We start from the raw sequence: 12296 nt of genomic DNA on the forward strand, positions 1-12296 counted from the left end.
ATGACCGAGGCGTTAAGCGATGCCGAGATGCTGCGCTATAACCGGCAAATCATCCTGCGGGATTTCGATTTTGACGGCCAGGAGCGGCTGAAAGCCGCGCGTGTGCTGGTGGTGGGACTCGGCGGTCTTGGCTGCGCCGCCGCGCCTTATTTAGCGGCGGCGGGCACCGGCAGGCTGACGCTGCTCGATTTCGACACGGTGGCGCTTTCCAATCTCCAGCGCCAGGTGCTGCATCGCGACGCCACCATCGGCCAGCCGAAGGTGGAATCCGCGCGTGAGGCGCTCAGCGCCATTAACCCGCACTGCGTTATCGACGCCGTCAACGCGCAGCTGGATGACGCGGCGCTCGCGGAACTTATCGCCCGCCACGATCTGGTGCTCGACTGCACCGATAACGTGGCGACGCGCAATCAGCTCAACGCGCTCTGTTTTCATCATAAAGTGCCGCTGGTCTCCGGCGCGGCTATCCGCATGGAGGGCCAGATCAGCGTCTTTACGTGGCAGCCTGGCGAGCCGTGCTACCGTTGCCTGAGCCGCCTGTTTGGCGACAACGCGCTGACCTGCGTGGAAGCGGGCGTGATGGCGCCGCTGGTGGGCGTTATTGGATCGTTGCAGGCGATGGAAGCCATCAAAGTGCTGGCGCGCTATGGCGAACCGTGCGCCGGAAAGCTGGTGATGTATGACGCGCTGCGCACGCAGTTTCGCGAAATGAAACTGGCGTGCAACCCGCACTGCGAGGTCTGCGGCGACGGGCGTTAATCGTACAGGCCGTCGCGCTGCACGCTGGCGCTCCCACGCCCCGGCCTGACGCGGCGCACCGATTCGCGCACGTCCAGCGTGCCATTCAGCAGCAGCGTGCCGACCGCGGCCTGCGGGCGAATGAGCCGCTGTTGCAGCATAAACACCGCCTCTTCGCCCAGCGCGTCGCGCGGTACATGCACCGCCGTCAGCGGCACATCTTCAATGGCCGCCAGGTTAAAGGCGTCGATGCTCATCACGGACATCTCCTGCGGCACCCGCAGTCCGGCGTTTTGTAATGCTTTCACCGCGCCCGCCGCCATAAAATCGCCGCCCACCAGCAGCGCGCCAGGCAACAGCGCCGCAGGCGTCTCCTCCAGAAACCGCGTGACCAGCGCCTCGCTGCCCCTGGCGCTGAAATCAGGCGCCGTCAGCAAGTGTCTTTTCTCGTCAAACGCCAGGTTTTGGGCCTCCCAGGCGTCGCGGATGCCCGCCAGACGCAGCTCCATCGTATATCGCCGCAGACACAGCACGTTCATCACCTCGCGGTGGCCCATCTCAAAGAGATAGCGCGCCGCGTTCTCGCCAATCGCCCGGTGATCCGGCGCGACCGCAGGCAGGCGCATTTTGCGATCGCGGCAGTTGATGAGCACGCACGGCTTGCCCACATCACACGCCAGATCGTGAATGTGCGGATCGTCGATGCCGAGCAGGAGCGCCGCCTCGGTCTGGGGATCGTTCATGCGGGCGAGAAACAGGTTGGCGTCCGCGTCGTTCTCCTCCAGCGCGCAGTAGCGCAGCCGCACTTCATGGGGCTCCAGCGCTTTGTTAATACTCTGGATCACGCGGTAATAAAAGATGTCGGACCGCTCATCAAACGCGCGGCGCGGCGCGAACACCACCAGACTGTTGAGCAGCAGCCTGCCTGCCGCCATATCCTCCAGCACGCCCAGCGCTTTCGCGCACTCCCGCACTCTGCGGCGCGCTTTTTCGCTGGTATTGGCTTTGCCCGCCAGCACGCGGGAAACGGTGCTGAGCGAAAGACCGGTTTGTTCGGCGATCCGGGCGACCTGGAGCTTTTTACTCATTTTGTGATCCATCTCCGGTTGTGAAATGAAAAATTTTTCACATGTATTTTTTACGATATATCCCTTCCCATAAGGCTTCTTTTAACACAGTCAGGGTCTTTTATGAAAATCCTTGCATAAAAGAGGCTACTACCATTCCAGCTGCTGCTCTACTCTCAGGTTGTCGTACAGCTTTTATCTAAAACGCGTATGACACCCCTACAAAAAATGATGTTAATTCAAATAAATAGCGGTCTCTGCTGTGGTTTTCGGAGCGTCCGGAATGCGAGTTGTTATACCCGTCAGGCTAACCGTGGAGAAGAATAAATGAGTCAGAGCATTAATCAGGATGTCGGCGCGGTGAAAACCCGTACCCGCCGCGCCATCCGTCATCTGCGCTGGTGGGTGCTGGTGCTGTTTTTGATGGGCGTGACCGTCAACTACATCACCCGTAACTCTCTGGGCATTCTTGCGCCCGAGCTGAAAGAGAGCCTGGGCATCACCACCGAACAGTACTCCTACATCGTGGGCGCGTTTCAGCTCGCCTATACCCTGTTTCAGCCGCTGTGCGGCTGGCTGATCGATGTCATTGGTTTAAAAATCGGCTTTCTGATTTGCGCCTCGCTGTGGGCGCTGATGTGTATTCTCCATGCCGGGGCCGGTAGCTGGCTGCATCTGGCGATCCTGCGCTTCTTTATGGGCGCGGCGGAAGCGGCGGCGACGCCTGCCAACGCCAAAACGCTTGGCGAATGGTTCCCGAAAAAAGAGCGTCCGGTCGCCGCAGGCTGGGCGGGCGTCGGGTTCTCCATCGGCGCGATGCTGGCGCCGCCGATTATTTACTTCGCGCATATCTCCTTCGGCTGGCAGGGCGCGTTTCTGTTTACCGGCGTGCTGGCGCTGGTCTGGGTCGTGCTGTGGTGGCTCTTTTACTACAACCCGGAAAACCACCCGCGCCTGAGCCAGGAAGAACTCGCGTTCATTCGCCAGGATAACGAGCCGCCGCCGGTACGCCTGCCCTTCTTTACCGCGCTGAAAACCGTTTCAAAGAACAAACGTTTTTACGGCATCGCCATTCCGGCTTTTATGGCCGAGCCCGCCTGGGCGGTGATGAGCTTCTGGGTGCCGCTGTACCTCGCCAAAGAGCACGGCATGGATCTGAAGCAGATAGCCATGTTCGCCTGGCTGCCGTTCCTGGCTGCCGATTTAGGCTCGGTGGCGAGCGGCTATCTCACGAAGCTTTATGTACGCGTGTTCGGCTGCACGCAGATCAACTCGGTGGTGGCAAGCTCCGTGACCGGCGCGTTCCTCATGGTGTCGCTGGCGATTGTCACCCTGACGCGCGACCCGTACATCACCATCGTTCTTATCTCCATCGGCGGCTTCGGGCATCAGATTATTTCCTGCATGCTGAGCGCGCTGGTGGTGGAATCGTTCGATCGCGGCCAGATGGCCACCGTTAACGGAATGCGCGGCTCCTGCGCCTGGATTGCCAGCTTCCTGTTCTCACTGATTATCGGGGTAACTGCCGACAAAATCGGCTTTAACCCGCTGTTTGTCGCCATGGGGTTCTTTGACCTGATTGGCGCCGTGTTCCTGGTTGCCTTTATTGCCGAGCGCCGCAACAAGCGCGCTTCATAGGGAGATGCGAATGAAAACCCTCAAACACTGGAGATTCACCCACGCCGACGACCATCGTGTCGAGCTGACCGTCGATGACGCCCATACGCTCTGTCTGTGGGTGCTGGAGCCGGGCCTGTTCCGCGTGGCGGTGAAACGCCGCGGCGCGTATGCGCTCAACCGCACGTGGAGCATCGCGCCAGGCGACGACACGCCATGGGAAGGCCGCTCGCGCGACAGTCTCGACGGCTTCAGCCTGCCGGGCTTTACGCTCGACGAAACGCCGGAGCGCCTGGTCATCAGCAGTGAACGCCTGCGCGTAACGGTGCATCAGCCGCTGTGGCTGGAGTGGCATTACCGCGACGATGACGGCCACTGGCAGTTTCTCACCAGCGACCGCCCCACCAGCGCCTACCTGATGAACGCGCATGGCGACGGCGTGGCGCACTATCAGCGCCGCCAGAAAGACGACCGGTATTACGGGCTGGGCGAAAAAGCGGGCGACCTGGAGCGCACCGGCCGCCGCTTCGAGATGCGTAACCTTGACGCGATGGGCTATAACGCCGCCAGCACCGATCCGCTGTATAAACATATCCCGTTTACCATTACCCGCCGCGAGCAGGTCAGCTTCGGGCTGTTTTACGACAACCTGAGCAGCTGCTGGCTCGATCTCGGTAATGAAATCGACAACTATCACCTGCCCTACCGCCGCTGGCAGGCCGAAGCGGGCGATATCGATTACTACCTGTTCGTCGGCCCGCGCGTGCTGGATGTCACCAAAGCGTTTGTCCGCCTGACCGGGAAAACCCTGTTCGGCCCGAAATGGAGCCTCGGCTACAGCGGTTCAACGATGCATTACACCGACGCGCCGGATGCGCAGAATCAGCTGATGCACTTTATTCGCCTGTGCGAGGAGCAGGCTATCCCGTGCGACTCCTTCCAGCTCTCGTCGGGTTATACCTCCATCAATAATAAGCGCTACGTCTTTAACTGGAACTACGACAAAGTGCCGCAGCCGAAAGCGATGAGCGCGGCGTTTCATGACGCCGGGCTGAAGCTCGCCGCGAATATCAAGCCCTGCCTGTTGCAGGATCACCCGCGCTATACGGAAGTGGCGCAGCAGGGGCTGTTTATCCGCGATTCCGAAACCGACGCGCCGGAGCGCTCCAGCTTCTGGGATGACGAAGGCTCGCACCTTGATTTCACCAACCCGGCGACCATCGCCTGGTGGCAGAACGGCGTCACCACGCAGCTGCTTGAGATGGGCATCGATTCCACCTGGAACGACAATAACGAATATGAGGTCTGGGACGGCGAAGCGCGCTGCCACGGCTTCGGCGAGCCGGTGGCGATTAAACATATCCGCCCGGTGATGCCGCTCCTGATGATGCGCGCTTCAATGGAGGCCCAGCAGACCTTCGCGCCACAGAAACGCCCGTACCTGATTTCGCGCTCCGGCTGCGCGGGGATGCAGCGCTACGTCCAGACCTGGAGCGGCGATAACCGCACCAGCTGGCAGACGCTGCGCTACAACATTCGCATGGGGCTGGGTATGAGCCTGTCGGGGCTGTATAACGTCGGTCACGACGTCGGCGGTTTCTCCGGCGACAAACCAGACGCGGAGCTGTTCGTGCGCTGGGTGCAGAACGGCGTGATGCATCCGCGCTTTACCATTCACTCGTGGAATGACGATCAGACCGTTAACGAGCCGTGGATGTACCCGGCGGTGACGCCCGCGATCCGCAGCGCCATCGAACTGCGCTACCGTCTGCTGCCTTACCTTTACACGCTGCTGTGGCAGGCGCATGACGATGATGAGCCGATGCTGCGCCCGACGTTCCTCGACCACGAACATGACGCGCAGACCTTCCAGGCGTGCGACGAGTTTATGCTGGGCCGCGATCTGCTGGTGGCAAGCGTGGTGGAGCCCGGCGCGCGTACCCGCACGCTCTGGCTGCCCGCGAATGACCACGGCTGGTACGATTTCCACACGGGACGCTGGTATGCGGGCGGTCAGCAGGTGACGCTGGATGCGCCGCTTGAGCGCCTGCCGTTGCTGGTGCGCGCAGGCAGCGGCCTGCCGCTCAGCGCGCGACTGCGCCATGTCGATGCGCAGCGCGACGACACGCGCGAGCTGAGGCTTTTCCCGGTGCCGGGCCACGGCGATACCGCAGGCCTGCTGTTTGAAGATGACGGTGAAACCTGGGGGTATCGTGAGGGTAACGCCCTGTGGGTGAACTGGCAGATGCAATGCACCGCCGACGCCATTTATCTGACGTTCTCTGTGACTGGCGATTACCGTCCGGCATGGGATGCCATTGACGTTACGCTCCCTGCCGATGAGCACCGCACGTTGTATATTAACGGCAAGCCGGGGCAGCGCTGGGAGCGTTAACGCCGGAACAAATACGCTGCAATCACTACGCCGCCGCCATCCTGCCGCGGCGTTTTTTTTATCTGAACAATTCCATGATTACACGTCAAATAATAAATCTATTTTTGCTGCATAATTATTCAGGCAAATAATGACGGAGAAAAAGTGTGTTATTACGTCACATTATATTTTTATCATTGGTATCAGTGATTATTTAGCATTATATATCATCCGGAATCGCACTTTCTGGCTGGGTTCGCGTTAGCATTACGCCTCTTATTATTTTCATGTTAATCAAAGCATTAGCTATAAAAAAGCCAGTGCGAATAATTCACACCAAAAATATCATAGTGTTTCGTATTGATTGATAAGTAAAAACACTTAACCATCGCTAATCCATCGTTATTAACCATCTGACTTGAGAAATCCGGTTTGTTACCGTCGCTGCCAGTGCTTTTTTTAGAGCTTTTTCTGGAACATAAGGCCGTTTATCGCTACTACGACCCGCATGGTTTTCAATGGAAAGATAATTAGCATTCCTTAACATTATTCTTTGCAGGGATGCGTAATAACCACACAAGGAGCGTGGCGCGATGCCCACCTGTAACGTTCATATTTCGTCAGAGAGTTGCGCCAGATAAATAACGCGCCGTATCGCTATTGCCCTCAGGATTTCTCTTGATGAGAAAAGAACGGTCTGCCTGCAATAAAGGCGGCAGGCTATTTTATTTTCTGCTAAATGAAGGATTATTTATGAAAATGTCAGTGTCGTCGCCGCGCTATCGTATCAGCGCCCTTTGCTTCAGTACCTGGATTGCGCTTGGGCTGGTGTCGCAGGCTCACGCCGCGATTGTTGTCGATCAGCAAAAATCCCCCACCACCACGGTTAATGTGGCGGGCAACGGCGCGACGGTGGTTGACGTCAGCGCGCCATCAAACGGCGGCGTTTCGCATAACTACTACAAACAGTTCGACGTGAACAGCGCAGGCGTGGTGCTGAATAATGGCGCAGGCAGCAGTAACACAACGCTTGCCGGCAATGTCAACGGCAACGCGAATATGTCAGGCGGCAGCGCCAGCGTGATTTTAAACGAAGTGGCCTCTTCTAACCCGAGCCAGTTAAACGGCATGGTGGAAGTGGCGGGCCAGCAGGCTGCGGTTATCATCGCTAACCCTTCGGGCATCACCTGTGACGGCTGTGGTTTCATCAATACCAGTCGCTCGACGCTGGTCACCGGCAGCGTTGACATGACAGGCGGTAAAGTCAGCGGCTTTAACGTCACGGACGGCAAAATCGTAATTACCGGTAAAGGCATGGACGACCATGCGACGGACTACACCGATATTATCTCCCGCTCCGTAGTCGTGAATGCTCAGCTCACGGCGCGCGATTTGCGGATCGTCACCGGCAGCAACAAAGTGAATTATAAGACGCTGGACGCGCGGGAAATTAAGCCGGCAAAATTCAGCCCTCAGCCTTCTCTGGCGCTGGATGTGTCCAGTCTCGGCGGGATGTATGCGAATAAGATTGAGCTTATTGGTACAGAAGATGGCGTCGGCGTGCGCAATAACGGCATTATTTCTACGGCCGCGGAAAGCATTTCTATCACGCTGGATGGCGAGCTGGAAAACAATAATATTATTTCTGCTAATAAAGACTTGCTTATCGACACCAACCAGCATGCTGTCGATAACGATCATGGCACCCTGCAGGCCGAGCGCGATTTAGCCATCGCCAGCAGCAAGCTCGATAACAACACTAACGGGTTAATAACGGCCGAAAATATCAACATAAATACCCACGGCGGGACGCTGGATAATAACGGTCAGGGAATTATTGCCCGCGAGGATATCAGCGTGAGCGCAGGCGATATCGATAACGGCAGTCGCCTGACCGGCGGCGGCGTGATGACGATCAGCGCCGATAAACTCAGCAACCGGGGCGAAATCAGCGCCGATACGCTGTCTGTCGCCGCGCATAAGATTACTAACCAGAATGAAATACAGGCGCAAAACACGCTGACGATATCCAGCGACACGCTGGAGAATGAAAAAGACGGGCTCATCAGCAGTGCGGGCGATATGGCTCTGCAAACCCATGATATTCGCAACCGGGGCAAAATCTACGCGCAAGACGCGCTGGATGCCTATGCCTCCCACAGTCTCGATAACGAGCAAGGCGTGCTGGGGGCTGTCGGCAATGTGACAGTCGATACCAAAACCTTAACCAATACGGCAGGCGCGATTTTCAGCGCCAGGCAGCTGGATATTGTCGCCGACACCATCGATAACAGTGCGGACATGTGTGATGGCGGTGGCACCATCGCCGGTAATACCATCAGCATGAGCAGCGGTTATTTTAATAATGATAAGGGAACGCTGAAAGGCAACACGGTTTATTTACAGGGCGATACGTTTGATGTGGGCAACGGGACGATTTCAGCAACCGGGAACATCACCGTAAACGCGGATAAGGATTTCTATGTGAATAACCACGGCGCTGTAGAATCGAGAGGGGGCGATATTACCATCAACGCCGCCGACAATTTCTCCAATGACGGCACCATCAAAGGCACCGGCGCGATTACGCTTAACAGCAGCACCTTCTCCAATAAAGGCAGCATTTCGACCGGCGATGACATCACGATTTATGCGGCGAAATCATTCGTCAATGAAAACGGGGGTTATATTAATGGCCGTGACGGTCTGTCAATCGAGGCGGTGAATACACTGGATAACGATGGCTCGCTCTATTCTTACGATACGATAACGCTACGTTCCCATCGGGTGACTAACCATAAAGGCGCTAAAATCTCCAGCGACGATAATGAGATTTTCACCGATCGCTTTGTGAATCATGGCCGCATTGAAGGGTATTACGATCTACACGACTATTAATCGCCCCAGGCGGTTTAACGCCAGTCCATAAAAAAAGGGGAGTCAGATGACTCCCCGTTTTTATTTTCGCAAGGCGAGTAATTATTCGATGCCTTTGCTGCGCAGATAATCTTCGTAACCGCCGGAGAAATCCACCACGCGCTCCGGAGTGATTTCAATCACGCGGGTCGCGAGAGAACTGACGAACTCACGGTCGTGGGAAACGAAAATCAGCGTGCCCTGGTACATCTCCAGCGCGGCGTTCAGTGATTCGATCGATTCCATATCCAGGTGGTTGGTGGGTTCGTCCATCACCAGAACGTTCGGTTTTTCCATCATCAGCTTGCCGAACAGCATGCGGCCCTTTTCACCACCGGACAGCACTTTGGCAGGCTTTTTAATATCGTCCTGGCTGAACAGCAGACGGCCGAGAATGCTGCGAACCGCCTGCTCGTCGTCGCCTTCCTGTTTCCACTGGCTCATCCATTCGAACACGGTCAGATCGTTGGCGAATTCATATTCGTGATCCTGCGCGTAGTAGCCAATCTGCGCATTCTCAGACCATTTCACGGTGCCGTGGTCCGGTTGCAGTTCGCCGACCAGCGTTTTCAGCATGGTGGATTTACCCACGCCGTTGGCGCCCAGAATCGCCAGCTTTTCGCCCACTTCCAGCAACAGGCTGACGTTTTTAAACAGCGGGCCGTTATCGAAGCCTTTCGTCATCGCTTCCACTTCCAGCGCATTGCGGAACAGCTTTTTATCCTGCTCGAAGCGGATAAATGGGTTCTGACGGCTGGAGGCTTTCACCTCTTCCAGTTTGATTTTATCAATCTGGCGGGCGCGGGAGGTCGCCTGACGGGATTTCGAGGCGTTGGCGCTAAAGCGGCTGACGAAGGATTGCAGGTCGGCAATCTGGGCCTTTTTCTTGGCGTTGTCAGCCAGCAGACGTTCGCGCGCCTGGGTGGCCGCGGTCATGTACTCGTCGTAGTTGCCCGGATAGACGCGCAGCTCGCCGTAGTCGAGATCGGCCATGTGGGTGCAGACCATGTTCAGGAAGTGACGGTCATGCGAGATGATGATCATGGTGCTGTCGCGATCGTTGAGCGTCTGTTCCAGCCAGCGAATGGTATCGATGTCCAGGTTGTTCGTCGGTTCATCGAGCAGCAGGATGTCCGGGTTCGAGAACAGCGCCTGCGCCAGCAGGACACGCAGCTTCCAGCCAGGAGCGACTTCGCTCATCGGGCCGTAGTGCTGCTCCAGCGGAATGCCGACGCCCAGCAGCAACTCACCGGCGCGGGACTCTGCGCTGTAGCCGTCCATTTCGCCATATTTCACTTCGAGATCGGCCACTTTATAGCCGTCTTCTTCGCTCATCTCCGGCAACGCATAGATGCGATCGCGTTCCTGCTTCACTTCCCACAGCTCGCCGTGGCCCATGATCACGGTGTCCAGCACGGTGTATTGTTCAAACGCGAACTGATCCTGGCGCAGCTTACCGATGCGTTCGTTAGGGTCGAGCGAGACGTTGCCCGCGCTCGGCTGTAAATCGCCGCCGAGGATCTTCATGAAAGTGGACTTGCCGCTCCCGTTGGCGCCAATCAGACCGTAACGGTTGCCGCCGCCAAACTTGACGGAAATGTTTTCAAACAGCGGCTTACTGCCGAACTGCATGGTGACGTTGCTGGTAACTAACACGCGTAATTCCTGGGTAAGATGTGTGATAAACAACGCATTATGCCATAACTCCGAATTTATTTCCCCCGTCAATGGGCTGACTACACTGACTCAGGAATGGGAAAAAAATGTGAATAAGCACACATCTCAATTCCCTGCCACGGAGAATGCACATATAATGCGCTCCCTGTATTCTTTCGTTCACTCTAACGGCCGGTCCGGCAACGATATTTGCATAACATGAAGATGAAATTACGCACGCTTTTAGTGGCAGCCTTCGCAGTCGTCGGGTTTTGTAACTCCGCCTCTGCGGTGACTTATCCTCTGCCGACCGACGGTAGCCGTCTGGTGGGTGAAAACCAGGTGGTGACGATCCCTGACGGCAATAATCTGCCGCTGGAAGATTTCGCCGCACAGTATCAGATGGGGCTTTCCAACATGCTGGAAGCCAACCCGGGCGTCGACCCGTATCTGCCGAAAGGCGGCACCATTCTGAACATTCCTCAGCAGTTGATCCTGCCGGATACGCCGCATGAAGGCATTGTGATTAACAGCGCCGAAATGCGTCTGTATTACTATCCGCAAGGCACCAACACGGTTATCGTGCTGCCGATCGGTATCGGCCAGCTCGGTAAAGACACCCCGATCAACTGGGTGACGAAAGTCGAGCGCAAGCGCGCGAACCCGACCTGGACGCCGACCGCCAAGATGCACGCGGAATACGCGGCCGCAGGCGAACCGCTGCCGCCGGTCGTACCGGCTGGCCCGGATAACCCGATGGGCCTCTACGCGCTCTATATCGGCCGTCTCTACGCTATCCACGGCACCAACGCCAACTTCGGTATCGGCCTGCGCGTCAGCCACGGCTGCGTGCGTCTGCGTAACGAAGACATTAAATTCCTGTTCGAGAACGTGCCGGTCGGCACCCGCGTGCAGTTTGTCAACGAGCCGGTGAAAGCGACCACCGAGCCGGATGGCAGCCGCTACATCGAGGTGCATAACCCGCTCTCCACCAGCGAAGATCAGATCAACAACAACGAACTGGTGCCGATCATGCTCACCAAAGCGGTGACCACCGTCACCAGCCAGAGCGATGTCGATCAGAACGTCGTTGAACAGGCGGTGCAGAACCGTTCCGGCATGCCGGTCCGTCTGAATTAATCTGCCGCAAGGCGATAAAAAAACCCCGCGCGCATCGCTGCCCGCGGGGTTTTTTATACGCGCTGCCGCGCCTAGCCGTGATTCACCATGATAATGCCGCCGTGATCGTAGCGGTAATGGCAGCGGGCGTATTCAAGCGGCGTACCGTCATCCAGGTAAACCACCTGCTCCACTTCCAGCACCGGGTCGGTGAGGTCGCACTGTAAATAACGCTTATCCGCCTCCCCAGGCTTAAGCGCGCGCACCACGCGCCAGGAGCCCATCAGTTTCAACCCCAGCGTCTCCTGCACGTAGCCGAATACCGAGCTTTCGAGATGCGATTTGTTAAGCCCCGGCACCAGGTTTACCGGCATCAGCGTGAACTCCAGCGACACTGGCTCGTTATTAACCAGACGCAGGCGCACGAAGTCATACACCGGCGCGCTGGCGTCAATGAGCAGCGATGCCTGCTCTTTTTCATCGGGGAAACGCAGCTCGAATTTAATGATTTCGCTGGTGACCGTACCCAGCCCCTGCCACGTGCGGGTGGCGCCGAAATAGTCGCTGCCGGGGCGATCCCAGCGGGATATCTGCTGGAAATTTTTCCGCACGAAGGTGCCAAGCCCTTTGCGGGTATACACCAGCCCCTCGACAATCAGCTGGCGCATCGCCTGCTGAATGGTCATCCGGCTGGTGTTGAACTCTTCCGCGAGCGCAAACTGATCCGGCAGCGGCTCGCTCGCAGGATATTGCTGGCTGACGATCCGTTTTTTGATTTCCCGCGCAATTGCGATGTACTTCGCCGCCAT

The 12296-nt window shown here is 57.1% G+C and carries 8 protein-coding genes; 5 read left to right on the plus strand and 3 right to left on the minus strand.

The annotated features are described in order from the left end of the window. Complete coding sequence (gene moeB, locus AB8W27_RS13605; protein WP_041923372.1) at nucleotides 1-759, plus strand: molybdopterin-synthase adenylyltransferase MoeB; 759 nt, start codon at nucleotides 1-3, stop codon at nucleotides 757-759. On the opposite strand, the gene AB8W27_RS13610 is transcribed toward moeB, so the two are convergent. Then, entirely contained in the window at nucleotides 756-1826 is a 1071-nt protein-coding gene (locus tag AB8W27_RS13610; protein ID WP_041924140.1) for a LacI family DNA-binding transcriptional regulator, read from the minus strand. The genes moeB and AB8W27_RS13610 overlap by 4 nt on opposite strands. A 306-nt stretch (nucleotides 1827-2132) precedes the next feature. On the opposite strand from AB8W27_RS13610, the gene AB8W27_RS13615 reads away from it, so the two are divergent. From AB8W27_RS13615 to AB8W27_RS13625, 3 genes are all read left to right on the plus strand, one after another. Further along, nucleotides 2133-3443: an MFS transporter gene (locus tag AB8W27_RS13615; protein ID WP_015740645.1), complete on the plus strand. Its 1311-nt coding sequence runs from the start codon at nucleotides 2133-2135 to the stop codon at nucleotides 3441-3443. A 10-nt stretch (nucleotides 3444-3453) separates the two neighbouring features. Further along, nucleotides 3454-5817 carry a TIM-barrel domain-containing protein gene (locus AB8W27_RS13620; protein ID WP_015740644.1) on the plus strand — a complete coding sequence of 788 codons (2364 nt, stop codon included), beginning with the start codon at nucleotides 3454-3456 and terminating at the stop codon, nucleotides 5815-5817. Nucleotides 5818-6549: 732 nt separating this feature from the next. Continuing rightward, complete coding sequence (locus AB8W27_RS13625; RefSeq protein WP_015740643.1) at nucleotides 6550-8694, plus strand: filamentous hemagglutinin N-terminal domain-containing protein; 2145 nt, start codon at nucleotides 6550-6552, stop codon at nucleotides 8692-8694. An 81-nt stretch (nucleotides 8695-8775) separates the two neighbouring features. Here the strand turns inward: AB8W27_RS13625 and AB8W27_RS13630 are convergent, their stop codons facing one another. Beyond that, complete coding sequence (locus tag AB8W27_RS13630) at nucleotides 8776-10368, minus strand: ABC-F family ATPase (RefSeq protein WP_041923371.1); 1593 nt, start codon at nucleotides 10366-10368, stop codon at nucleotides 8776-8778. A gap of 219 nt (nucleotides 10369-10587) precedes the next feature. Between AB8W27_RS13630 and ldtB the strand changes: the two genes are divergently transcribed. Then, on the plus strand, nucleotides 10588-11508 hold the full coding sequence (gene ldtB / locus AB8W27_RS13635; protein ID WP_041923370.1) for a L,D-transpeptidase: 921 nt from the start codon (nucleotides 10588-10590) through the stop codon (nucleotides 11506-11508). Between the two features lie 71 nt (nucleotides 11509-11579). On the opposite strand, the gene AB8W27_RS13640 is transcribed toward ldtB, so the two are convergent. After that, nucleotides 11580-12296, minus strand: a complete 717-nt coding sequence (locus tag AB8W27_RS13640; protein ID WP_015740640.1) for a GntR family transcriptional regulator — start codon at nucleotides 12294-12296, stop codon at nucleotides 11580-11582.

This window comes from Cronobacter turicensis, assembly GCF_041222865.1.
Classification (GTDB): Bacteria; Pseudomonadota; Gammaproteobacteria; order Enterobacterales; family Enterobacteriaceae; genus Cronobacter; species Cronobacter turicensis.

Excerpts from the sequence above, each read along its gene's own strand:
- moeB (WP_041923372.1), top strand. The coding sequence starts at position 1 with ATGACCGAGGCGTTAAGCGATGCCGAGATGCTGCGCTATAACCGGCAA.
- AB8W27_RS13610 (WP_041924140.1), bottom strand. The coding sequence starts at position 1,826 with ATGAGTAAAAAGCTCCAGGTCGCCCGGATCGCCGAACAAACCGGTCTT.
- AB8W27_RS13615 (WP_015740645.1), top strand. The coding sequence starts at position 2,133 with ATGAGTCAGAGCATTAATCAGGATGTCGGCGCGGTGAAAACCCGTACC.
- AB8W27_RS13620 (WP_015740644.1), top strand. The coding sequence starts at position 3,454 with ATGAAAACCCTCAAACACTGGAGATTCACCCACGCCGACGACCATCGT.
- AB8W27_RS13625 (WP_015740643.1), top strand. The coding sequence starts at position 6,550 with ATGAAAATGTCAGTGTCGTCGCCGCGCTATCGTATCAGCGCCCTTTGC.
- ldtB (WP_041923370.1), top strand. The coding sequence starts at position 10,588 with ATGAAGATGAAATTACGCACGCTTTTAGTGGCAGCCTTCGCAGTCGTC.
- AB8W27_RS13640 (WP_015740640.1), bottom strand. The coding sequence starts at position 12,296 with ATGGCGGCGAAGTACATCGCAATTGCGCGGGAAATCAAAAAACGGATC.